A 23,502-nucleotide genomic window follows, 5' to 3' on the forward strand; every position below is an offset into this window, starting at 1 on the left:
AGCGCCCAGCCCTGAGCCAAACGTCATGCACGCACTCGATATCGACTACATGCTGGGCCTGGTGCCCATTCTTCTCAGCTACCTGCCACTGACGCTGGAGATGGCGGCGGCCGGCATGGCCTGTGCGCTGGTGCTCGCCTGCCTGCTGGCGGTCATCCGGGTCAGTCGCGTGCCGGGCCTCAACGCCTTCGCACTGCTGTTCATCTCGTTCTTCCGAGGTACGCCGCTGCTGGTGCAACTGTTCCTGTTCTATTACGGGCTACCGCAGGTCTTGACGTTCCTCGTCGCGATCAACGGCGTTACCGCCACCATTCTCGGACTGACGCTCCACTTCTCGGCCTACATGGCGGAGTCGATCCGTGCGGCCATCGTGGGGATCGATCGTAGCCAGACCGAAGCCGCCCTGTCGATCGGCATGACCCGGGCACAACTGATGCGTCGCATCGTGTTGCCCCAGGCGACCCGGGTGGCAACGCCGACGTTGATGAACTATTTCATCGACATGATCAAGTCGACCTCGCTGGCGTTCACGCTCGGCGTCACCGAGCTGATGGGTGCCACCCAGAAGGAAGCCGCTGGCAGCTTTCTCTACTTCGAGGCCTTTCTGGTCGTGGCGGTCATCTACTGGATCGTGGTCGAGGCACTTTCCTGGGTCCAGAAATGGCTGGAACAACGACTCAACCGGGCGTATCAGCGATGATAGAACTCAAGGGCATCCGCAAGCAGTTCGGCAGTCACATCGTCTTCGACGACGTCGATCTTCAGCTCGAGCGCGGCGAGATCATCGTGATCGTCGGCCCCTCGGGCACCGGCAAATCCACACTGCTGCGCTGCATCAATTTCCTGGAGACGCCTGATGCCGGCCAACTGACCGTCGGCGATCTCAGCCTCGATGCCACGACCGCGACGCGTGACCAGATCCTCGCCCTGCGGCGGCGTACCGCCTTCGTATTCCAGAACTATGCTCTCTTCGCCAACAAGACCGCCCTTCAGAACATTGCCGAAGGCATGATCGTGGTCGATGGCATCGCCAAGCGCGAGGCGTACGCCAGGGCAAGGGAGATTCTCGGGCGCATCGGGCTGGCCGACAAGGCCGATGCCTACCCCGCCGCGCTCTCCGGCGGACAGCAGCAGCGCGTGGGCATCGGCCGGGCCATGGCCGCCAATGCCGAGGTCATCCTGTTCGACGAACCGACATCCTCGCTGGACCCGCAGTGGGTGGAAGAAGTACTCGGACTGATGAAGCAGCTTGCAGCCGAGCACCAGACGATGATCGTCGTCACTCACGAGATGCAGTTCGCTCGCGAGGTCGCCGATCGGGTGGTGTTCATGGATCAGGGCGGCATCATCGAGCAGGCACCTCCCTCGGAGCTGTTCAGCCATCCCAAGGACGAGCGTACCCAGCAGTTCCTGCGCAAGATCCTGGCGGCAAACAAGAGCTGACCGCCCCGCCCCGGGCAACGACTTCCCCCTGGCGACGTGTCGCGAAACCGCTTTCTCTTCTAGGCTAGTATCCGGCCAATCACAAGGAACAGCATGAAGCGAAACCACGTTAGCCTACGGGATGGATTGCGGCACACGGCTTCGGCGGGCTATGTCGCCAAAGGCATGATCTACCTCACCATCGGCTGGCTCGCGCTGCTGACGGCGATAGGCTTGGGGGGCAGCGAGAGCGGCGCTTCCGACGTCATTCGCAAGATCGCGCTGTGGCCGTTCGGGCGTGCGCTACTGGCGCTGCTGGGGCTGGGGCTCGTCGCCTATGTGTTGTGGCGCCTGGCTCAGGCGATTTTGGACACGGAGCGCAAGGGCAACGACTGGCAGGGATGGATACAACGTCTGGGGTTCGCGGTCAGCGGCGGCTTGTATGCCACGCTGGCCTGGCGGTGTGCCACTCTGGTCTTTCAGAGCCTGGCCCAGGGCCAGGGGGGCGGGACCTCACAGCATACCGAACGGGTGCTGGGCATTCCCGGCGGACGCTGGTTACTGGTCATGCTCGGCGTCATCTTCATCGGCGTCGGCATCCACCAGATGGTGCGCGCCTGGCGGCGTTCCTATCGCAAGAACTGGCACCTGGACAGCCGGCCCAACCCGCCGCTGCCACTGCTCGAGGCGATCGCGCGCCTCGGTCTCGCAGCCCGTGGCGTCACCTTCGTCCTGATAGGCAGTCTGATCGCACTGGCAGCCTGGCACCTGTCGCCCAGTGATGCCCAAGGCCTGGGCGCCGCGCTCAACCTGCTGGCCCACCAACCCTTCGGCGACTGGCTTCTGGGCGCCGCCGCGGTCGGCCTGATGGCGTACGGGGGCTACTGCTTCATCAATGCCGGCTATCGTCGGGTCAGGCACCCACGGAGCGGAACCTGACCGATTCGCTGCCGGGGCCGGCAAGCCACCAACGGCGGCGTACAACAAACCGTCGGGAGCGGTTTTTGACGCCTCGGGCGGCCCGAAGGGTGGCCGCCAGGGATGGCAGGCCACAACAAACCGTCGGGAGCGGTTTTTGACGCCTCGGGCGGCCCGAAGGGTGGCCGCCAGGGATGGCAGGCCACAACAAACCGTCGGGAGCGGTTTTTGACGCCATGGGCGGCCCGAAGGGTGGCCGCCAGGGATGGCGGGCCACAAAAAAGACCGCCGTGGCGGTCTCAAACGATCGATAAGCCTATCTCGAAAGAACGAGACGGGGGTCATCGCACGAACTCTGGGTCCCGCTTATTGAGCCGGCCCCGTGTTGAGAGGTTGGCGATTGACGGAGTCCTTGCCAGCGGCGCCGTCCTGATCGCTGCCACTCAAGGGGGCGCTGTTGTCCATCGTCGGAGACATGGGGGCAGCGTCGCCCCGATGGGGCATGCCTTTCACCATCCCGTCACGATTGGCGCTGTCCTTGCTCGCCATTCCCATCTGATCGCTGCTGCTGTTGGGCGCACTGTCATCCATGGCAGAACCAAGGGCGGACTTCTGCGGCGACGACGGCATGCCGTTCACCATCGCATCGCGGTTGGTGCTGTCCTTGCTTGCCATTCCCATCTGATCGCTGCTGCTGTTGGGCGCACTATCGTCCATGGCGGTCTGCGCCATGGCTGCACCGCTCAATACGGCCAACATCAAACCGGTAGCGATACCGAAACGGTGACGGATGGAGATTTTCATGAGGGGCTCCTGCGGGTTTCCATGATCGAACGCGGCGTCGCGCTCCTGGGTCTTCCCTAACATGACGGTGGTGGCCGTCTATCCCTGTATACGCCGCTGTTCTGGAAACGGATGCAGTGCCCCTTGCGCTCTCACCCCAACAACAGCGCCCCACCCGCAGCGGCAATGACGGCACCGATACCGCGAAGCCAGCGGCTGTCACGCTGCATCAGCCAGTTGCCGACCAGACGGCCGACCAGGGTGATAGCGACGCTGGCGATGACGAAGCCAACGGCGTAGAGCAGTGCCGATGCCCCGGGTGCCAGCTCGCTGCCGTGAGCATGGCCATGCAACAGGATGAAGGCAAAGACCAGGGTGCCGCCAACCGCGGTGGGCAGCTTGACCAGACAGGCCAGCATCACGCCCGCCAGCAGGACGCTGGAGGCGATGCCGAATTCGACGCCGAGCAGCGGCACGCCGGCCCAGGCCAGTCCCGCCCCCGCGATCATGCCCAGGGCAATCAGCAGCGGCATGGCCCGGCACAACGTCGGGGACTGGCGGCAGCTCCACAAGCCGATTGCCAGCATGGCGAGCAGATGGTCGAGACCCGTCAACGGATGCATCAGCCCGGCCAGGAGACTGCCGCCATGGGTATGCGGTAGCGCGCCGGGATGCGCCATGGCCGCCGAGCCGACCAGCAGCAAGAGCGGTGCGGAGAGCCAGGCCAGGCCACGAGCCGGGGGAGTGGATGCGGTCATGACGAATCTCCTTGCAGGTAACGGATGAGAGATCAGTTGGCTGTCAGCAGTTGCTGGTCCTGGATGGCACGTCGTTCTTCGCCGCGCCGCTCCGGCAGCATCCCCCGATCGAGGATGAAACGAACGATGGTCTCGACACCGACCCCGTCATGCAGGTTGGTGAAGACGAAGGGACGCTCGCCACGCATCTTCTTGGCATCGCGCTCCATCACTTCGAGGGAGGCATGGACGTAGTCGGCGATGTCGATCTTGTTGATGATCAGCAGGTCCGACTTGGTGATTCCGGGGCCGCCCTTGCGCGGGATCTTGTCGCCAGCCGAGACGTCGATGACGTAGAGCGTCAGATCCGAGAGCTCGGGACTGAAAGTGGCAGCCAGGTTGTCGCCACCGGACTCCACCAGCACCAGCTCCAGATCGGGATGGAGGGCGTGCAGGTCGTCGATCGCCGCGAGATTCATCGAGGCATCCTCGCGGATCGCCGTGTGGGGACAGCCGCCGGTTTCCACGCCGATGATACGGTCGGCGGCCAGTGCATCGTGACGCAGCAGGAAGTCGGCATCTTCCCGGGTATAGATGTCGTTGGTCACCACCGCGATATCGTAGTGTTCACGCAGCGCCAGACAGAGCTGCTTGAGAAGTGCCGTCTTGCCGGAACCCACCGGCCCGCCGACCCCCACGCGTAGACAATGCTTCATCGCTTTCCTCTCCTTCCAATATCTCAACTGCGAAACAGACGCGAATACTGTGTTTCATGCAGCGCACTCGCCAGGGCCAGTCCCGGCAGGATGGGACCGAGCGCCTCGTCGTGCAGCCGGTTGGCGGTCTCGACTGCGCTCACCAGTTCGGGTCGCAGCCGCTCGACCAGCCGCTGTGCCGCGGTCTGGCCCAGCGGCAGCGCCTTGCAGGCGGCGGCCAGCTGGTTCTCGAGCCAGGCCCATGCGAAGCCGAGCTGGGCATCCTCGATGCCGATCCCTCGTCGATGCGCCACCCAGGCAAACAGGGTGACGTACGCCGGACGCTGGGGCAGCCAGCCATCTTCGGGCAGCAGCGCCAGGTCCCCCAGCAGACGCGCAAGCGCCTGCCCCAGACGCACGTCCTCGTCCGCCAGTTCCTGGGTTTCCCGATTGGCCCGAAGCCAGTCGTTCCAGACCTGCAGCGTCTCGCGGTCGCCAGTGTTCCAGGCGCCCTGCAACCTGCCCAGCACCGGCAACTCGCAACGTGTCAGGCCATCGTCGAGAACACCCGACAACCACTCGCCGAGGCTCTCCTCGTCACCTACCCAGTCAAGCTCGAAGGCGCTCTCCAACCCCTGTGACCAGGCGAAGGCGCCGATCGGCAGCGCCGGGCTGATCAGCTGCATCAGCCCCAGCAGGGCCAGCGGGTCGCGCGTCGACTCGGTGATCAAGTCTCAACGCTCCTGCTTGTGGCCATGGCGGTACGAGAGATGCTGCTGGAAGTCATAGACCTGGCCGAGGTTCCCGACAGCGTCGTGATCGTGGGAATGGTCGTGGCCGTGGCCGTGGGAATGACCGTGAGCATGGGAGTGGGCGTGTCCATGGCGAGCCCCCTCGCCCTCGGCATACGCGCCCGGCTCGGGGTCGAACGGCGCCTGGTGATGCTCGAGCGTCGCTCCCAGCCTCACTGCCAGGGTTTCCAGCACATGATCCGGCGGAAAACGCACCCAGCCACACTCGCCGGCCGTGCCGATCGCCAACTGAACGTGACGATTGCCCAGGTGATAGCAGAGCCTCGCCAATGCCAGCCCGAGCGGCACCTTCGCCGTCACCACCGGTTCCGCGGCAGCGAGAACTTCGATCACCTCGCCGCTTTCGGCACGCAGTAAGGCCCCATCGCGCAGCACCGGGCCGCGATCGAGGAAAATGCCGATCTCGTGGCCCCGGTCGCTGGTCGCCTTGAGTCGGCCGCGCATTCGCAGCTCGAACGGCAACGTCACGCTGTCGATGGCGATAGCGTCGGACGTCGCCTCCAGCCGTTCAATCAATTTCCACATGTCTATCTGCCTCGTGATAGCCGCTACCGGACTCGAGATGACCTCGACATAGATAACCGAAAACGAGCCCGGCCGGCGGATGAATAGTCGAATCAAAAAAGATGATAACGCTGGGCCAGCGGTAACTCGAAGGCCGGCTCACAGGTCAAGAGCTCGCCGTCGGCGCGCACCTCGTAGGTTTGCGGATCGACCTCCAGATGCGGACAGGCGTCGTTGAGCTTCATGTCCGACTTGCGAACGCCCCGTACGTTCCTGACCGCCGACAGCATGCTCTCCAGACCCAGGCGCTCCTTGATCCCGGCATCCAGCGCGGCCTGGCTGACGAAGCTGAAGCGGGTCGCGCTGGCCGCCTTGCCAAAGGCGCCGAACATCGGCCGGTAATGCACTGGCTGCGGTGTGGGGATCGACGCGTTGGCATCGCCCATCGGCGCCGCCGCGATCATGCCGCCCTTGACGATCAACGCCGGTTTGACGCCGAAGAACGCCGGGCTCCACAGCACCAGGTCGGCCAGTTTGCCGACTTCCACCGAGCCGACCTCGTGGGCGATGCCGTGGGTCAATGCCGGGTTGATGGTGTACTTGGCGATATAGCGGCGGGCGCGAAAGTTGTCCGCGCCCAGCGCCGCATCTTCCGGCAGCAGGCCGCGCTGCACCTTCATCTTGTGTGCGGTCTGCCAGGTACGGCAGACCACCTCTCCCACCCGCCCCATGGCCTGGGAGTCCGACGAGATCATCGAGATCACGCCCATGTCGTGGAGGATATCCTCGGCGGCGATGGTCTCGCGACGAATGCGGGAATCGGCAAACGCCACGTCTTCCGGGATGTTCGGATCGAGGTGGTGGCACACCATCAGCATGTCGAGATGCTCGTCGATGGTATTGACCGTGTAAGGCCGGGTCGGATTGGTCGACGACGGCAGCACGTAATCCTTCGAGCAGGCGGTGATGATGTCGGGGGCGTGACCCCCGCCGGCACCTTCGGTGTGATAGGTGTGGATGCCGCGCTCCTTGAACGCGGCGATCGTATCCTCGACGAAGCCGGACTCGTTGAGCGTGTCGGTATGAATCGCGACCTGGATGTCGTAGCGCTCCGCCACGCTCAGGCAGTTGTCGATCGACGCCGGTGTCGTTCCCCAGTCTTCGTGCAACTTGAGCCCGATCGCTCCGGCGACGATCTGCGCTTCCAGCGCCTCCGGCAGGCTGGCGTTGCCCTTGCCGAGCAGGCCGATGTTCATCGGCAGGGTGTCGATCGCCTGCAACATCCTGGCGAGATGCCACTCGCCGGGGGTACAGGTGGTGGCATTGGTGCCGGTCGCCGGACCGGTACCGCCGCCGAGCATGGTGGTGACGCCGCTCATCAAGGCTTCTTCGACCTGCTGCGGGCAGATGAAGTGGATGTGTGCATCGATACCGCCGGCGGTGAGGATCTTGCCCTCCCCCGCGATGATCTCCGTGCCCGGCCCGATGACGATGTCGACGCCAGGCTGGACGTCCGGATTGCCGGCCTTGCCGATGGCGGCGATCCGGCCTTGCTGCAGGCCGACATCCGCCTTCACCACCCCCCACCAGTCGAGGATCAGCGCGTTGGTGATGACGGTATCCATGACACTGTCATCCACGCGCTGGCTCTGGCCCATCCCGTCCCGAATGACCTTGCCACCGCCGAACTTGACCTCGTCGCCGTAGACCGTCGCGTCGCGCTCGACCTCGATCCACAGTTCGGTGTCGCCCAGGCGCACGCGATCGCCGACGGTGGGGCCGTACATGTCCGCGTACGCCTGCCGGGTAATCGTCACCATCAGTTCGTTCCCCCTTGATCGCCATTGTCGTCAGGCGCCCCTGGCGCGGCAGTGGGCAGCGCCCCCATCACCTCGCCGCGGAAACCGTAGATCCGACGCGCGCCGGCATAGGGCACCAGGGTCACCTCGCGACTCTGGCCCGGCTCGAAGCGAATCGCCGAACCGGCCGGCACATCGAGACGATAGCCACGCGCGATGGTGCGGTCGAAAACCAGCGCCGGGTTGGTCTCCGCGAAGTGGTAGTGGGAGCCGACCTGGACCGGCCGGTCACCGGTATTGGCCACCGCCAGCGTGATCGTCTCGAGACCCGCATTGAGCTCGATCTCGCCATCCTGAATCTGCGTTTCACCGGGAATCATCGATTTTCCCTTGTTGTCGATTGTTCTTCGCCGGGACGGCACCCGGACGGCTCATGGCAAGGCCGTCGACGTTGGCCGACCGGCAGCATGCGAAACCGCGCCGACACCGCCCGGCCCGGAAGCGCCGCGTCAGACGATGGGATCGTGAACCGTGACGAGTTTGGTGCCGTCCGGGAATGTCGCTTCGACCTGCACCTCGTGAATCATGTCGGCCACCCCGTCCATGACGTCTTCCCGCGTCAGTATTTCGCGCCCATATCCCATCAGGTCGGCCACGCTCCTGCCATCCCGCGCGCCTTCCAGAATCTCGAAACTGATCAGCGCCATCGCTTCCGGATAGTTGAGCTTGAGCCCACGGGCGCGCCGCCGCTCGGCCAGTTGGGCGGCGCTGAACAGCATCAGCTTGTCTTTGTCTCTCGGGGTCAATTCCATCGCGACGGCTCCCTGGCTCTTGCGCGTTGTTCAAAGTTCGGTCTTTCGGCCCTGCTGCCGGGCAAACGCCGGCTTCGATGTGCCGCGAACGGGGCTATCCACGGGGTCGTCAAGTCCGCCAGATGCGCGGCTCGCAAACGCCCCGACCGGCCAGCAAGGGTCGAAGCACGTGCCAGGCAGCGCAGCACAGATCCCAGGCTTCGTTGCGGGAGCTGCCCAGATAGCGCAGCAGCAGCACACCGTGACGCTGCGTCACCGCCCAGTTTGGCCGCGCCGGCAGTGCCGCTCTGAGGGCACCGACCGCTCCGCCGGCATCCTCCACTCCCGCCGCCCACAGCGTGGCCTGGACCGTCGCGCCGCCCTGCCCCCAACGCCCGACGAATCGCCGGTGCGCCGGATCCAGCGGCTGGCGCTCGAGCCACAGCGGCCGGCCATCCCGGCTCAGTCGAAAGCGCTGCTCGATGCGGCCGCTCTCGAACGGCAGCTGGCTCGCCGGGCGCCCCAACGCCATGATTTCCCACCCCAGGCAGCGGGCGCTGCCCTGCAAGGCGATCTCGGTGAGCTGCTCGCCTCGCGAGCCATCGAAACCGATGGTCTCCTGGGGCAGCCACTCGAGAAGACCATCGTCCTCGACGGCGAATCGATTGGTCTGCGACCAGGCGACGGCGTGGCTGTCCGCGCGGTAGAGCTTGGTCGCCGCCGGCGTGGTGAGCACGGCATGGGCAGAAGGCTCGACCCGGATGTCGACCGTCAACGCATCGCCGCTGACCAGGCCCCCTGGCGGGTGCAGCAGATAGACGTGACAGGGGTCGACTCGGCCGACCTGGTGCGGCTCCGGATAGAACGGCCGCTGGACCCTTAGCGGCCCATGGTGCCGCGCCCGGACCAAGCGCGTTCGAGCCGCGCCTTCCCGACCATGGGAGCGCGACGCGAACGCCAACGACAGCGAGGCATCCCAGCGGCGCCCGGCATCGAAACGGTGCCCGGAATCCGCCGGCGCCGGTGATACCGTCCGTTGCAACGGTCTGGAGATCTCGGCCGTCATACCGTTAGATGTCGCTTGATCAGGTCGTCGCTCAATGATCCGATATCTCCCTCGGCCACCTTCTGCCCCCGATCCATGATCACGAAGCCATCGGCGTAGCGACGCGCGAACGGCAATTTCTGCTCGACCAACAGCACCGTCAGGCCATCCTCGCGATTCAGCTTGCGAATGACCTCCCCGATCTGAGCGACGATGTTGGGCTGGATACCCTCGCCCGGCTCGTCGAGGATCAGCAGACGGGGGTCGAGCACCAGCGCTCGTCCGATCGCCAGCTGCTGCTGCTGCCCGCCGGAAAGATCGCCACCTCGACGATAGCGCATCTCCTTGAGCACCGGAAATAGCTCGTAGATGCGCTCGGGAATCTTGCCGACCCTTTTTTCCCCGTCACGAACGCGCCGCGACGGCAGCCCGATCTTGAGATTCTCCTCCACGCTCAGGGTGGCGAATATCTGGCGCCCCTGGGGCACATAGCCGATGCCCAGGCCCGCGCGAGCCTCGGGGCGGCGCTTGAGCAGATCCTCGCCGTCGAAGCGAACGCTGCCACCACGGGCGGCAACCTCGCCCATGATCGTCTTCAACAGCGTCGTCTTGCCGACCCCGTTGCGCCCCATCACGCAGGTACAGCGACCCGCGGGCACGTCCAGGGTGAGATCGCGCAGTATATGACTTTCGCCATAGTACTGGTTCAGGTTTTCCACGCTCAGCATCAGGCCGACTCCTCGTCACCGCCGAGATAGACCTCGATCACCCGCGGGTCGTTCGACACCTCATCCATGGTGCCCTCGGCCAGGACACTCCCCTGATGCAGCACCGTGACCTGCCGCGCGATCGAACGCACAAAGCCCATGTCGTGCTCGACCACGACCACCGACTGCTGGCCGGCAAGGTGCGTCATCAGTTCGGCGGTGCGGTGCATTTCCGGTTCGGTCATGCCGGCCACGGGCTCGTCCACCAGCAGCAGCCGCGGCCGCTGCATCAGCAGCATGCCGATCTCGAGCCACTGTTTCTGGCCATGGGAGAGCACGCCGGCAAGACGATAACGCTCCTCGCTCAGCCCGATCGTCTCGAGCACCTCGTCGATCCGCGCCTGCCCTTCGTGGTCGAGCCGCGCCAGCAGCGTTTTCCAGACTCGCCGCTCACCCGCCATCGCCAGCTCCAGGTTCTCGGTCACGTCGAGCGCTTCGAACACCGTCGGTTTCTGGAACTTGCGGCCGATGCCGAGATTGGCGATCTGCGGCTCGTCCAGGGCCAGCAGGTTGTGGCGGCTGCCGAACCAGACCTGGCCGGTGTCGGGACGTGTCTTGCCGGTAATGATGTCCATCATCGTCGTCTTGCCGGCCCCGTTCGGGCCGATGATGCAGCGCAGCTCGCCATCGTCGATGGTCAGATTCAAGCCGTTGATGGCCTGGAAGCCATCGAAACTGACGCTGACGTCCTCGAGATAGAGGATCGGTCCATGACGCACGTCCACCGGCGACTGGGCCGGGGCCATGAAGTCGAACACCCGGTCTGGCCGGGCCAGCTCGCGCAGCCGGCCGAAGCGGGCACTCTCCACACCGCTCATGCGCTTGCCTCCCTCTGCCCAGGCCGCACCGCTGCGCGCCGCCGACCCCGCCACTTCGCGATCACCCCGGCGATGCCCTGAGGCAACACCATCGTCACCAGCACGAACAGCGCGCCAAGAATGAACAGCCAGGCGTCCGGCATCGCCCCCGTCAGCACCGTCTTCAGATAGTTGACCACCAGCGCACCGAGCAGGGCGCCGTAGAGCGTCGCGCGACCGCCCAGGGCAACCCACACCACGACCTCGATGGAGAACAGCGGCGCGAAGGTGCTGGGGTTGATGATGCCGACCTGCGGCACATAGAGCGCCCCGGCAACGCCGGCGATCATCGCCGACACCACGAACAGCGCCAGCTTGACGTGATCGACCCGATAGCCGATGAAACGCACTCGCGCTTCGGCATCCCGCGTCGCCAGGCTGACCCGACCCAGCCGCGAGACGGTGATCGCCCGGCACAGCCAGAACGCCAGCAACACGGCAATACCGGAGGCCAGGAACAGCGCCACGGTCATGCCTTCGCTGCTCAGGGAAAAGCCCAGCAGCTCGTAGAAGCGCGTGAGGCCGGTACTGCCGCCAAGCCCCATCTCGTTGCGATTGAACGCGAGCATCAGCGCGAAGGTCAGCGCCTGGGTAATGATCGAGAAGTAGACGCCGGTGACCCGGGAGCGAAACGCCAGCCAGCCGAAGACCAGAGCGAGCAGACCCGGTGCCAGCAGGACCATGAGTGCCGCCACCGGGAAGTAGGTCATCATCGCCTGCCAGCCCGGCAATACCGAGGTCTGCGCGTTGAGATAGAGCCCCATGGCGTACCCGCCCAAGGCGAAGAAGGCGCCGTGGCCGAGGCTCAGAATACCGAGATAGCCCCAGATCAGGTCCACGGCGAGTGCCAGCAGCATGTAGGTGAAATACTTGCCCAGCAGTGCGACGGTCGCCCCGCTGACGTGCAGCGCGTTCGACGCCGGCAGGGCGTTGAGGATCAGCACGAGCAGCATGCCGACGATCAGCGCCAGGCTGGTCACCAGCGTCGAGCGGGAGAGGAACGCCTGGCGCGACCGATCGCGGCTGGGCAAGGTGGCTTGGGTCGTCATGAGGTCCGCCCCTTGGGTGCGAAGATGCCCTGCGGGCGCTTCTGGATGAACAGGATCACGCCGACCAGCACGATGATCTTGGCCAGCACCGCGCCGACCCAGGGCTGCAGCACCTGGTTGATCACGCCCAGCGACATGCCCGCCACCAGCGTTCCCCACAGATTGCCGACGCCGCCGAAGACGACGACCAGGAAGGAGTCGACGATATAGCTCTGGCCCAGGTTGGGACCGACGTTGGTCAGCTGCGACAGCGCCACGCCGGCGAGCCCCGCGACGCCCGCGCCGAGGCCGAACGTGAGCATGTCGACGCGCGTGGCGCGCACGCCCATCGCCCTCGCCATGGCACGGTTCTGGGTAACCGCGCGCACCTCTAGCCCGAGGCGGGTGAAGCGCATCAGCGCCCACAGTGCGGCGAACACGGCCAGGCAGAACAGCAGCACGCCAAGCCGGTTGAGCGTAAAGGCGAGCGCCTCGTTGATCTGCCAGGCGCCCTGCAGCCACTCCGGCGAGGTCACTCGGCGGTTGAGCGGCGAAAACACGCTGCGCACCAGCTGCTGCAGGATCAGGCTGAGGCCGAATGTCGCCAGCAGCGTCTCCAGCGGGCGGCCCTTCAGAAAGCGGATCACGGTGCGCTCGATCACTACGCCGAACGCCCCGGCGACCAGAAATCCACCGGGGATGGCGAGCGCCAGCGCCAACCCGGGCTGGCCGGGCAGCGCCTGCTGGATCAGCCAGGTGGTGTAGGCGCCGATCATGATCAGCTCGCCGTGGGCCATGTTGATCACGCCCATGACACCGAAGGTGATTGCCAGGCCGATGGCCGCGAGCACCAGAATCGAACCGGCGCTCAGGCCGAAGAACAGCGTCTGCGCGCGGTCGTACCAGGCGCGCTTGCTCTCGATGCCGCCAAGTACCGATTGCGCCTCGGCCGCCAGGGGCGAGTCGCCCGCAGCGATCGGCACCAGCGTGTTACGCACCCGCGTATCGAGATTGCCGCGCAGCGTGTCGAGCGCCTCGGCGTCGCCGTTCTGCACGTCGTAGAGCGCCAGCGCGACATCGAGCGGCTGGCGAACGGCGTCGCTCTCCTCCTCGTCGCGCATCCGGCGAACACTGGCGACATTGTCCTCGGTGATCTCTCCGATCAATCGCCGCGCCGCCGAGAGACGCGACGCTTCATCGCCCGCGCTCAGCGACAGCGACGCGATCAGCCCCTCGAGCTGGGCACGCAGATCGTTGTTGATCTTGAAGATATCGACCGTGCGTCGGGTGCCGGTGCCGGCATCCTCGAAGGTAATCGCGTCGATGATCGGCCATTCGCGGCCGCTATCGTCGGTGACGATATAAAAGCGATCGCCACGACGCTCCTTGCCGAGACGGCCATCCAGCAGCGCCTGCAACCAGCGCGTCTTCTGCTCGGCGTCACTCTCGGCGATTGCCTGCGCGGCCGCCCCCTTGGCTTGGAAATTGCCGGTATCCAGCGCTTCGAGCAGCGCTCGCGGCTCACTGGAGGTCGCGGCGAAAGCGCCTTGACTGATGATGCTCAGGCTCCATGCCATCAGCAGGCACAGCAGCACGGTGATCGTCGGCCTGCGCGTCGGGGCGCGGCCGTCATGTTCTACGGTGGCTCTCATGGGATCGTCCTCGGACGCGTTCTATCGCCGGGCCAAACGAGCGACACCGATGCCCGGGCGGACACCGGTGTCGAACCGGTCTGATTTAGTCGGCGCCGGGACCGTCCTGGCACTGCATGCTTTCGACGTCGAGCTTGCCGCAGCGCAGCGGTGCCCGCCAGTCGCTGATCAGGTTCTTGGATTCCGGCAGATAGTCGGACCAGGCATCCCCGGCAACGGTCGTCGGCGTTCGCCAGACCACGCTGAACTGGCCGTCATTCTGGATCTCGCCGATCATCACCGGTTTGGTGATGTGGTGGTTGGGCATCATGGTCGACGCACCGCCGGACAGATTGGGCACGGTGACGCCGATGATCGAATCCTTGACCGCGTCGACATCGGTGGTCCCCGCTTGCTCGACGGCCTCTAGCCACATGTTGAAGCCGATGAAGTGCGCTTCCATCGGATCGTTGGTCACCGCCTGGTCGTTGCCGGTGTAAGCGACCCAATCATCGATGAAGTCGTAGTTGGCATCACTGTCGACGCTCATGAAGTAGTTCCACGCCGCCATGTGGCCGACCAGCGGCGCGGTGTCGATACCGGTCAGTTCCTGCTCGCCGACGGAGAACGCCACCACCGGGATGTCTCCCGCCGAGATACCCTGGTTGGCGAGTTCGTTGTAGAACGGCACGTTGGCGTCGCCATTGATGGTCGACACCACCGCGGTCTTCTTGCCCTGGCTGCCGAAATCCTTGACCTGGGAGACGATCGACTGCCAATCGCTGAAGCCGAACGGCGTGTAGTTGATCATGATGTCGGCGGCGGCGACGCCATTGGCCTTGAGATACGCTTCCAGAATCTTGTTGGTGGTGCGCGGATAGACGTAGTCGGTTCCCAGCAGCGCCCAGCGCTCGACGCCTTGACCCATCAGGTAGTCGACAGCAGGGATCGCCTGCTGGTTGGGTGCCGCGCCGGTGTAGAAGATGTTCTCGGAGGACTCCTCGCCCTCGTACTGCACCGGATAGAACAGCAGCCCGTTGAGTTCCTCGACCACCGGCAGCACCGCCTTGCGGGACGCCGACGTCCAGTTGCCGAAGATGACGTCGACGCGATCATCGCCGGTCAGCATGTCGCGCGCCTGCTCGGCATAGAGCGACCAGTCCGAGGCCGGATCCATGACCACCGGTTCGAGCTTGCGACCCAGCAGCCCACCGGCCTCGTTCTGCTTGGCGATCAGCATCAGCATCTCGTCTTTCAGCGTCGACTCGCTGATCGCCATGGTGCCGGAGAGCGAATGCAGGATGCCGACCCGGATCGGGCCCTCGTCCTGGGCCACCGCGGCGGTACCGAAACCGGCCAGCCCCAGCGCGATGCTGGAACCGGCAATCAACTTGCGAAGGGATGTTGTTGTCATCGGATTCTCCTGGTCATGATCCCCTGATGATCGGGAATGCTCGCCCGTGACGGCGTAGCCATCGATCGGAAAACCCCATGCATTTTTCGTGCCCTAAACTTTCACCACCTCAACCTTGTATACAAAAACCAGAAAAAAGAGCGAGAACTTCGGTCAACGGCAACGATTTGGTGCAAAAAAAGATCGAAGAATCAGAGGCGATTTCCGCAAAAGGCGCGCCAGCCCCCCTCAAGCGCCTCGGCTCGCACCATTGCTGCGCATGAAACTCGCGCGCGAGCAGGTGTCGCTCTGCGTTGGTGCGGCCTGGCCCGATAACCAGGATCGACCCCCAAGGTGACGTCAGAACCAGTCCCGTTCCAGCGCCATCAGCCCCGACGGCCCCGCCGCTATCTGGCGCTCCAACGCCTCGGAATGGGGTAGCTGGCGAGTCAGAAAATGCTGCCCCACGATCAACTTCGCCCGATAGAAATCCTCACCGGACGGCCCTTGTCGGGTCAGGCCGCGCTGGGCCGCGCCGGCCGCCTTCCACCACAACCAGCTGTAGACCGCGTAGCCGAGCAGATGCAGGTAATCATTGGCGGCCGCCCCAGCCGCCGCCGCGTCCTTGCTGGCGGCGTCGATCACCGCCGCGGTGACTCGCTCGAGCCGAATCAACTCACGCTCGAGCGCCTCCCGGAACGGATGCACGTCAGGCGCATCGATATCATCGTTCTCGAGCTCCGTCCTGATCCGATCGGCAAGACGCTCGACATAAGCCCCCTGGTTGCGCGTCAGCTTGCGGCCGATCAGATCCATGGCCTGAATGCCGTTGGTGCCCTCGTAGATCATCGCGATTCGCGCATCACGCACGTACTGCTCGGCGCCCCATTCGACGCAGTAACCGCTGCCGCCATAGATCTGCTGCGCCTCGACCGTGGTCGCAAAGCCCCGGTCGGTCAGAAACGCCTTGGCCACCGGGGTGAGCAGCGCGACCAGTTCGTCGGCCGCCTCGCGAACTTCGCGATCGGAATGATACTTGGCACGATCGAGTTCACGGGCGACACAGGCGGCAAACAGACGGCCGCCCTCGTTCCAGGCACGGGCGTTGAGTGCCATGCGTCGCACATCGGGATGAACCAGGATCGGATCGGCGGCCTGGTCGGGCTCGGCGGCACCACCCGGGGCCCGGCTCTGGCGACGCTCGCGGGCGAAGGCGATGGCGCTCTGGTAGGCGACGTCGCCCAGGCCCAGACCCTGTATGCCGATCGAGAGTCGTTCGTAATTCATCATCGTGAACATCGCCGCCAGCCCCTGGTGGGGTTCACCGATCAGCACGCCCTCGGCGCCCTCGAAATGCATCACGCAGGTCGCGCTGCCGTTGATGCCCATCTTGTGCTCGAGGCCACCGCAGACAACGCCGTTCGCCTCTCCCAGCGAACCGTCTTCCAGCACCCGGCGCTTGGGAACCAGGAACAGCGAGATGCCCTTGGCGCCCGGCGGCGCATCCGGCAGCTTGGCCAGCACCAAATGGACGATATTGTCGGTCAGATCGTGCTCACCGCCGGTGATCCAGATCTTGCTGCCGGTCACCGAGTAACGGCCATCATCGCTCGGCACTGCCCGCGTCTTGATCAAGCCGAGATCGGTGCCGCAGTGCGGTTCGGTCAGGCACATGGTGCCCAGCCACTCACCGGCGTAGAGCCGCGGAAGATAGCGGGTCTTGACCGCCTCGTCGGCGTAGGCGTCGAGCAACAGGCCGGCACCGTTGTTGAGCGTCAGGTATAACGCGAAGCCGGTATTGCTGGCGTAGAGCAGTTCGTCGAAGGACTGGGTCAGCAATTTGGGCAGGCCCTGTCCACCATGGGCAGGATTGCCGCCGAGCCCGCACCATCCGCCCCGCGCCAGCTCCGCGAAAGCCTGGCGAAAACCGCCCGGTGTGGTCACCGCGCCATCCGACATCACGCAGCCTTCTTGGTCTCCACGCTGATTGAGCGGGAACAGCTCCGCTTCGACCAGACGAGCCGCTTCCTCGAGCACGGCATCGGCGAGTTCGGCATTGAAATCGGCGGTCGCCGACATGGCCTGCCACTCCTGTTCGGCCCGGAACACCTCTTCACGGACGAACCGCATGTCCGTAAGCGGCGCGCGATAGTCTGCCATTCGACCCCCTCAAGAATTCAAACATTCGTTTAAATATGCCTGCGACTGTAAGCGATAATGCCGGCGCGTTTCACTCTGACCTTGGTCTACTCTTCGCGTCGTCGCCAGAACAGAATCAGCAAGGGAAAGCGGCTATTGTCGCGAGACCCTCGATGGGAAACTTGCGGATTCTCGCCGAGACGGTTGGACGCACCAACTTGATTCAGGATAATTGGGAAACTTGCGTGTTCCCGCGGATACGCCAGACTATGTGCTCTGCCTCGACCGGGTGGCACAGCCTGGCAAGACGCCCGGACGACGCAAGGGAGCGCAAGGGAATCGTCGCCACGCGAGGGCGACCTCGAACTGACTCATCAAACAATGGAGACGGCTAGTGGCTCAAGACGCCAACAATCAGCCGGATGCGCCGCAGGAGGGCATACCGGCTCCCGAGGGTCCCGCCAATCTCATCGACACCGATTATGTGATTGGCCAGGACAATATTCAGACCAGCAAGTTTGGTCTCAACGTCGATCTGCATGGCAAGGTCTTTTCGGTCTCGTCCCTGCTGATCCTGTTCTTCGTCATCATCACTCTGGCATTGCCGGAGCAGATGGGTCCGATCTTCAACGGTGCGAAGAGCTTCCTGACCGATCATTTGAGCTGGCTGTTCCTGTTCGCCGCCAACATCTTCGTGCTGCTGTCGGTGGTGCTGATCTTCACCCCGCTGGGCAAGGTCAGGATCGGCGGTCTGCACGCCAAACCCGATTTCAGCTATGCCGGCTGGTTCGCCATGCTGTTCGCGGCGGGCATGGGTATCGGGCTGATGTTCTATGGCGTCTCCGAGCCCATGACCCACTTCGATACCTCCATCACCGGCGACTCGTGGGCGCCGCTGGGGGGTGCCCAGGGCGACCAGGCCGCAGCGCAGTCGCTGGCCATGGCAGCCACGATTTTCCATTGGGGCCTGCACCCGTGGGGGATTTACGCGGTTGTCGCCCTGTCGCTGGCGCTGTTCTCCTTCAACAAGGGCCTGCCGCTGACCATGCGCTCGATCTTCTACCCCATTCTGGGTGAGCGGATCTGGGGCTGGCCGGGGCACATCATCGATATCCTGGCCGTATTCGCGACCTTGTTCGGCCTCGCGACATCCTTGGGCCTCGGTGCGTCGCAGGCGTCGGCCGGCCTCAACTATCTTTTCGGTACGCCCAACAACGATGTCACCATGGTGCTGCTGATCATCGGCATCACACTGGTCGCGCTCATGTCGGTCATGCTGGGTGTCGACAAGGGCGTGCAACGCCTGTCCCAGATCAACATGGCGCTCGCGTTCCTGCTGCTGCTGTTCGTGATCTTCGTCGGCCCGACCCTGCTGATCGCCACCGGCTTCGTCGAGAACATGGGGTCGTACCTCAAGAATCTGCCGGCGCTTTCCAACCCGTTCGGCCGTGAAGACAGCAACTTCGTGCATGGCTGGACGGCCTTCTACTGGGCCTGGTGGATCTCCTGGTCACCGTTCGTCGGCATGTTCATCGCTCGCGTCAGCCGCGGTCGCACGGTGCGCGAATTCCTGATCGCCGTACTGCTGGTGCCGACCATCGTCTCCGTGCTGTGGATGACCGCCTTCGGCGATACCGCCATCAACCAGCTGGTCAGCGACGGCTTCCAGGGCGTCAAGAACGCCGAATTGCCACTGCAGCTGTTCACCATGCTGGGCCAGTTGCCGTTGACTTCCATCACGTCGTTCGTCGGCATCATCCTGGTCATGGTGTTCTTCATCACCTCGTCCGACTCCGGTTCGCTGGTCATCGACTCGATCACCGCCGGCGGCAAGGTCGACGCACCGACGCCGCAGCGCGTGTTCTGGGCCTTGATCGAGGGTGCGATCGCCATTGCGCTGCTGCTGGGTGGCGGCTTGACGGCGCTGCAGGCGGCGGTCATCACTACCGGCCTGCCGTTCACGATCGTTCTGCTGGCAGCGTGCTACGCCATTATCCAGGGCTTGCGGTCCGAGCCTCGCGGCTGACGACTTCTCCCCGGAAGATGGATCACGAAAAAAGGGCGGCTCAGAGAGCCGCCCTTTTTTTGCATCCGCCGCCAGGATCGCCCTGCCCGGTCCGGGTCAGCGCCACAGCGCACCGACCGGGGTCTCCCAGTCGTAATGGTAAAGAACCTGCGCCTGCAACAGCTCCGCCGTCGCCAGCGAATCGACCAGCGCATGGTGCCCGGTGTACGCCGGGAGATGATAGCGCTGGCGACTCTCGTGCAACCGAATCGACGCCATCGGCCGTCCCGCCCAGCGACGCAGCCTTGCCCACCACGACTGGCGGTGAATCCGCGCTTCCAGCGACATGGTATCGATCATCGGCATCAGCAGACCCTCACCCAACCGCTCGCGTACCGCCGCGTCGAGGAACGTTCGCTCCAGCTGGCGATAGTGCACGACGACCAGCCGGCCGGCGAGCAAGGCCAGCAGCTCATCGATGATCGCCGCGAAATCGGGGGCGCCCGCCACCTCGGCATGGGTGATGTGGTGAAAGGCCACCGATTCGTCGCTGAGCTTGCGGCGCGGCGACAGCACCCAGTAGCGGCCGTCCGCCGGGCGGATTCGGGACAAGGTGAACGGCATCACCCCGACGCTGACGATGTCGTGGCGGCTGCTATCCAGGCCAGTGGTCTCGAAGTCCATCGCGACCAGCGGCGCCTGGCCGATCGGGGTGTCCGGGTCGAGCGTTCCCCGGGTGAAGAAATCGGCCAACCGGGATTCGCGAGCCTGCTTCGCGCGGGAGGCCATGTAGTCCGGCCAGGTCGGCTGGGACGGCCTTCTTGCGCCGGCACGGAAGGTCATCGGCGGCTCCGCTGCTCTTCGGAGCCACCGCTCGTCCTGGAGGAACCCGACCGGGACGGCATGGTATAGCGGAAGGAGAGGAATTTCTGAGCGTTGCTGATCGCCTCGAAGGCATCCTTCAGATGGTGCCGTTCACGGCTGCCGATGTTCTCGGGGTCGACGCTGTTGTCGGGCTCGACGCCCCGCTCGATCGCATCGGCCTGATGGCGAATACGGACCATCGACATGAACTCGAAGGCGTAACGCAGACGCTCGGTGACGCCATCGGCCAGCAGTTTGGTCTGGGCGATGTCATCGAGGCGGGCAAAGCTGTTCTGCGCCTTGGAGCCGCAGGCCAGCGCATGCACGCGCACCAGATCGGTCAGCGGCGCGGTTCCCCGGCGCTTGAGGTTGATCGACTTGCGGTGTTCGCCATCCTGCTCCATGACGAACTGCCGGAAGAATCCCAGCGGCGGCGTGCGATTCTTGGCGTTGCGCGCCAATGCGGCCAGGAAGACCGGCCGCTGCGGTGCCAACTCGGCGATCAGGTCCTGCAACGCTTCGACCATGGGCGTCTCGCCATGCACCGGCGCCAGGTCGAAGAAGATGGAGCTATGCAGCAGCCGCTCGCCGTTGGGTTCGTCCATCCACTCGGTGAAATAGCGTTTCCACACCTGCAGCGGCTTTCGCCAGCGCGGATTGGTCGCCATCACGTCGCCCTTGCAGTACGGATAGCCGCAGGCGTCCAGGCCGTCGCAGACGAACCTCGCCAGCGCCTCGAAATACTCTCCATGCTGCTCGGGGTCGTAGTCGTCATGAAGAACCAGCGCGTTGTCCTGATCGGCATTGATGGTGGGCTCCTCCCGCGCCATCGATCCCAGCACCATGAAGCAGTAGGGCACCGGTGCCGGGCCCAGCTCGGCCTCCGCCAACTCGATCAGGCGCTGCGTGAACGCCCGTCCGATCGTCGCCAGCGCCCGGCAGACCATCTCGGAGTTGGCGCCGTCGGCGACCATGCGCACGAACCCCGTGCCCACCTCCGGCGCCAGCCGTGCCAATTGCTCGGGCGTGTTCTGAACGAAGATGTTGTTGACCAGGAACAGGCTGCTGTGGGTCTCGTGGCGAACGATATCGGAGAGGTGCAATACGCCGACCGGCTGACGACGGTGCAGTACCGGCAGGTGGTGAACCTGATTGCGCAACATGCACAGCATCGCCTCGTAGACCGATTCATCGGACTGGATGACGATGACTCTCCGCGACATGACCTCGCCCACCGGGGTCTGGGCCGATTTGCCCTCCGCCAGCACCCGGGTGCAGAAATCGCGGTCGGTCAGAATGCCGTTGAGCTGCCAGTGCCGGCCGTCGGGGCCGGTGAAGGTATAGGCGGAATGAGTTTCGGTGACATCGACCACCAGCACGCAGGTGACGTTGGCATCGCGCATCTGCCGGGCCGCCTGCTGCAGGGACATGGAGGCTTCGACCATCTGCGGCTGCCGGCTGATCAGCTTGCGCACCCGGGTCGTCATCAGGCCGCTGTCGTCGCGCTGCTGTTCCACCGTCACCTTGAGACGCTGGCCACCGGTCTCCACGAACTCGGCGAAGTCGTCGTCCTCCTCGCAGATCGCCTCGAACACATCGCCGGGGATGAAATAGATCAGCGTGTCCTCGATGGCGCTGACCGGGTAGCGCACCCGACGGTTGCTGCGCAGCAGATCCGAGTAACCGAAGATGTCGCCTTCGCTCAGGCGATTGAACAGCCGGCCGCTGCGCTGGTACATCTCCACCGCCCCGCTGCGGATGTACCACAGCGCTTCGACCTGCTCATCCTTGACCAGCAGTTCGCTGCCGGCCTGGAAATAGCGGATTTCGACCTCTCCGGCGATGCGATCGAGCAGCGCATCGGGAAGATCGTCGAACGGCGCGAACTGCGCCATGTGGCCACGGATATCCAACTGCTCAACGTTCATGCGCCTCTCCCCGTCGCGAGCTCTCATTGTCGAAGCGCCGCAACATGGCGTCAACGACGGTTTGGCCGCTATCCGGTTGATCTATCGATGGAAACGTCGCAAGTGTCGACCAGAGGGAGAAAAGACCAGCCATCGCGCCTCGTGAACCCCGAGTGCCGGGGTCGCCGCCGGCGGCTGGCTTCAGGCGCTGTCGGCCTTGGAGAGCGGTGTGGGGTGCTTGCCCTCGACCCAGCCCAGGCTGCCGCTATCGGTCGGCTTGAACCAGTCGAGACGCGAGGCCAACTCGACCACGCTGCCGACGACGATCAGCGTCGGCGGTCGGGGCTGGTGCCCGGCGAGGCTATCCGGCAGCCGTGCCAGCGTGCCCAGATGCACGCGCTGATTGGCGGTGGTGCCCTGCTCGATCAGCGCCAGCGGGGTGTCCGCTTCCAGCCCATGTGCCACCAGCCGTTCGCGAATCAGCGTCAGCGCACCCAGGCCCATGTAGAAGACCAGGGTCTGACCGCCGCGGGCCAGCGCCGGCCAGTCGAGATCGCAACTGCCGTTCTTGAGATGGCCGGTGACGAAACGCACCGATTGGGCGTGGTCGCGATGGGTCAGCGGCAGACCGGCATAGGCCGCACAGCCGGAAGCGGCGGTAATCCCCGGCACGACATCGAATTCGATCCCGGCGGCGACCAGCGCCTCGAGCTCTTCCCCGCCACGACCGAAGATGAACGGATCGCCGCCCTTCAGCCGAACCACCCGATTACCCGCCCTGGCCCAATCGACCAGCGCCTGGTTGATGCCCTCCTGGGGCACACTGTGCCGGGACCGCGCCTTGCCGACGTAGAAACGCCTGGCATCGGGCCTGGCCAGGGCCAGGATCTCCTGGCTGACCAGCCGGTCATGGATGACGATATCCGCCTGCTGCAGCTGCCTCAGGGCTTTCAGCGTCAGCAGCTCCGGATCCCCCGGCCCGGCCCCGACCAGCGAGACGTGGCCGCGTCGCCAGCTCTCCGGCGCCAGCCCTGCCGCGTTCTCGGCCGCGTCCCGAGTGGTTACCCGTGGCGGCAGGCGCACACTGCAAAGCGCCGGATGCGACGGCACGAAGACCGCCACACCGGCCTCCCGCGCCCGCGTGGCCACCTGATGATCACGCGCGGCGTCGCCACTGGCTACGAGCCATAGCTGGCCAGCCCGCGGCAGCGGCTCGTCGCTGCGCACCGCCCAGCCCTGGCTCTGGCAAAGCGCTGCCAGCGCCGGCATCGTCGAGCCGGCATGCACGGTCACCCGCGGCATCAGCCCGGCGACACGCTGAGCCAGCGCCAGCGTCTCGCTGCCGCCACCGATCAGGTGCACGTCGAGCTGCATCGGGTCGTACTGCAGAGTCAGGGAGTCGGTC

General features: G+C 64.9%; 22 protein-coding genes. 4 read left to right on the top strand and 18 right to left on the bottom strand.

Annotated elements, in window-relative coordinates; all coding sequences use genetic code 11:
- The first annotated feature begins 25 nt into the window (after nucleotides 1-25).
- The 3 genes from AAGT95_RS19240 to AAGT95_RS19250 all read left to right on the top strand — a co-directional run bounded on the left by AAGT95_RS19240 (nucleotide 26) and on the right by AAGT95_RS19250 (nucleotide 2,361).
- Nucleotides 26-700 carry an amino acid ABC transporter permease gene (locus tag AAGT95_RS19240; protein ID WP_110598273.1) on the top strand — a complete coding sequence of 225 codons (675 nt, stop codon included), beginning with the start codon at nucleotides 26-28 and terminating at the stop codon, nucleotides 698-700.
- Nucleotides 697-1,443 carry an amino acid ABC transporter ATP-binding protein gene (locus AAGT95_RS19245; RefSeq protein WP_110598274.1) on the top strand — a complete coding sequence of 249 codons (747 nt, stop codon included), beginning with the start codon at nucleotides 697-699 and terminating at the stop codon, nucleotides 1,441-1,443. Before AAGT95_RS19240 ends, AAGT95_RS19245 begins: the two co-directional genes overlap by 4 nt.
- A gap of 93 nt (nucleotides 1,444-1,536) precedes the next feature.
- Nucleotides 1,537-2,361, top strand: a complete 825-nt coding sequence (locus tag AAGT95_RS19250) for a DUF1206 domain-containing protein (RefSeq protein WP_342594812.1) — start codon at nucleotides 1,537-1,539, stop codon at nucleotides 2,359-2,361.
- Between the two features lie 345 nt (nucleotides 2,362-2,706).
- Here AAGT95_RS19250 and AAGT95_RS19255 read toward each other — a convergent pair whose 3' ends face one another.
- The 15 genes from AAGT95_RS19255 to AAGT95_RS19325 all read right to left on the bottom strand — a co-directional run bounded on the left by AAGT95_RS19255 (nucleotide 2,707) and on the right by AAGT95_RS19325 (nucleotide 17,342).
- The gene (locus AAGT95_RS19255; protein ID WP_342594813.1) at nucleotides 2,707-3,144 is read right to left on the bottom strand and encodes a hypothetical protein; all 438 of its coding nucleotides are present in this window, start codon (nucleotides 3,142-3,144) and stop codon (nucleotides 2,707-2,709) included.
- A gap of 131 nt (nucleotides 3,145-3,275) precedes the next feature.
- Nucleotides 3,276-3,881, bottom strand: coding sequence for a HupE/UreJ family protein (locus AAGT95_RS19260; protein ID WP_110598277.1), 606 nt, complete (start codon nucleotides 3,879-3,881; stop codon nucleotides 3,276-3,278).
- Between the two features lie 32 nt (nucleotides 3,882-3,913).
- Nucleotides 3,914-4,576, bottom strand: a complete 663-nt coding sequence (gene ureG, locus AAGT95_RS19265) for an urease accessory protein UreG (protein ID WP_110598278.1) — start codon at nucleotides 4,574-4,576, stop codon at nucleotides 3,914-3,916.
- Between the two features lie 23 nt (nucleotides 4,577-4,599).
- Nucleotides 4,600-5,286 (bottom strand): urease accessory protein UreF, encoded by a 687-nt coding sequence (locus AAGT95_RS19270; protein WP_425356035.1) that lies wholly within the window; start codon nucleotides 5,284-5,286, stop codon nucleotides 4,600-4,602.
- 3 nt (nucleotides 5,287-5,289) lie between these two features.
- Nucleotides 5,290-5,892 carry an urease accessory protein UreE gene (ureE, locus tag AAGT95_RS19275; protein ID WP_342594814.1) on the bottom strand — a complete coding sequence of 201 codons (603 nt, stop codon included), beginning with the start codon at nucleotides 5,890-5,892 and terminating at the stop codon, nucleotides 5,290-5,292.
- A gap of 92 nt (nucleotides 5,893-5,984) precedes the next feature.
- Entirely contained in the window at nucleotides 5,985-7,691 is a 1,707-nt protein-coding gene (ureC, locus tag AAGT95_RS19280; protein WP_198655735.1) for an urease subunit alpha, read from the bottom strand.
- Nucleotides 7,691-8,050, bottom strand: coding sequence for an urease subunit beta (locus tag AAGT95_RS19285; protein WP_110708572.1), 360 nt, complete (start codon nucleotides 8,048-8,050; stop codon nucleotides 7,691-7,693). The genes ureC and AAGT95_RS19285 overlap by 1 nt, the downstream gene beginning before the upstream one ends.
- Nucleotides 8,051-8,179: 129 nt before the next feature.
- Nucleotides 8,180-8,482, bottom strand: a complete 303-nt coding sequence (locus AAGT95_RS19290; protein ID WP_110708571.1) for an urease subunit gamma — start codon at nucleotides 8,480-8,482, stop codon at nucleotides 8,180-8,182.
- Between the two features lie 109 nt (nucleotides 8,483-8,591).
- A complete protein-coding gene (locus AAGT95_RS19295) occupies nucleotides 8,592-9,527 on the bottom strand; it encodes an urease accessory protein UreD (protein WP_342594815.1) in 936 nt (311 codons plus the stop codon).
- Nucleotides 9,524-10,234: an urea ABC transporter ATP-binding subunit UrtE gene (urtE, locus tag AAGT95_RS19300; RefSeq protein ID WP_342594816.1), complete on the bottom strand. Its 711-nt coding sequence runs from the start codon at nucleotides 10,232-10,234 to the stop codon at nucleotides 9,524-9,526. The genes AAGT95_RS19295 and urtE overlap by 4 nt, the downstream gene beginning before the upstream one ends.
- Complete coding sequence (gene urtD / locus AAGT95_RS19305) at nucleotides 10,234-11,091, bottom strand: urea ABC transporter ATP-binding protein UrtD (RefSeq protein WP_342594817.1); 858 nt, start codon at nucleotides 11,089-11,091, stop codon at nucleotides 10,234-10,236. Before urtD ends, urtE begins: the two co-directional genes overlap by 1 nt.
- Nucleotides 11,088-12,179, bottom strand: a complete 1,092-nt coding sequence (gene urtC, locus AAGT95_RS19310; protein WP_342594818.1) for an urea ABC transporter permease subunit UrtC — start codon at nucleotides 12,177-12,179, stop codon at nucleotides 11,088-11,090. The genes urtD and urtC overlap by 4 nt, the downstream gene beginning before the upstream one ends.
- Nucleotides 12,176-13,810: an urea ABC transporter permease subunit UrtB gene (gene urtB, locus AAGT95_RS19315; RefSeq protein ID WP_342594819.1), complete on the bottom strand. Its 1,635-nt coding sequence runs from the start codon at nucleotides 13,808-13,810 to the stop codon at nucleotides 12,176-12,178. Before urtB ends, urtC begins: the two co-directional genes overlap by 4 nt.
- A gap of 85 nt (nucleotides 13,811-13,895) precedes the next feature.
- Nucleotides 13,896-15,203, bottom strand: coding sequence for an urea ABC transporter substrate-binding protein (gene urtA, locus AAGT95_RS19320; protein ID WP_342594820.1), 1,308 nt, complete (start codon nucleotides 15,201-15,203; stop codon nucleotides 13,896-13,898).
- 339 nt (nucleotides 15,204-15,542) lie between these two features.
- Nucleotides 15,543-17,342: an acyl-CoA dehydrogenase C-terminal domain-containing protein gene (locus AAGT95_RS19325; protein WP_342594821.1), complete on the bottom strand. Its 1,800-nt coding sequence runs from the start codon at nucleotides 17,340-17,342 to the stop codon at nucleotides 15,543-15,545.
- A 373-nt stretch (nucleotides 17,343-17,715) separates the two neighbouring features.
- Here AAGT95_RS19325 and AAGT95_RS19330 point away from each other — a divergent pair, with 373 nt between their 5' ends.
- Nucleotides 17,716-19,347, top strand: coding sequence for a BCCT family transporter (locus tag AAGT95_RS19330; RefSeq protein WP_110598290.1), 1,632 nt, complete (start codon nucleotides 17,716-17,718; stop codon nucleotides 19,345-19,347).
- Nucleotides 19,348-19,443: 96 nt separating this feature from the next.
- Here AAGT95_RS19330 and AAGT95_RS19335 read toward each other — a convergent pair whose 3' ends face one another.
- From AAGT95_RS19335 to cobA, 3 genes are all read right to left on the bottom strand, one after another.
- Nucleotides 19,444-20,169, bottom strand: a complete 726-nt coding sequence (locus AAGT95_RS19335; RefSeq protein WP_342594822.1) for a 3'-5' exonuclease — start codon at nucleotides 20,167-20,169, stop codon at nucleotides 19,444-19,446.
- On the bottom strand, nucleotides 20,166-22,118 hold the full coding sequence (locus AAGT95_RS19340) for a DUF294 nucleotidyltransferase-like domain-containing protein (RefSeq protein ID WP_342594823.1): 1,953 nt from the start codon (nucleotides 22,116-22,118) through the stop codon (nucleotides 20,166-20,168). Before AAGT95_RS19340 ends, AAGT95_RS19335 begins: the two co-directional genes overlap by 4 nt.
- Before the next feature lie 180 nt (nucleotides 22,119-22,298).
- Nucleotides 22,299-23,126: a uroporphyrinogen-III C-methyltransferase gene (gene cobA / locus AAGT95_RS19345; RefSeq protein ID WP_342588714.1), complete on the bottom strand. Its 828-nt coding sequence runs from the start codon at nucleotides 23,124-23,126 to the stop codon at nucleotides 22,299-22,301.
- Nucleotides 23,127-23,502: the final 376 nt, after the last annotated feature.

Origin of the sequence: Salinicola lusitanus (assembly GCF_038648475.1) — a bacterium.
GTDB classification, from domain to species: domain Bacteria; phylum Pseudomonadota; class Gammaproteobacteria; order Pseudomonadales; family Halomonadaceae; genus Salinicola; species Salinicola lusitanus.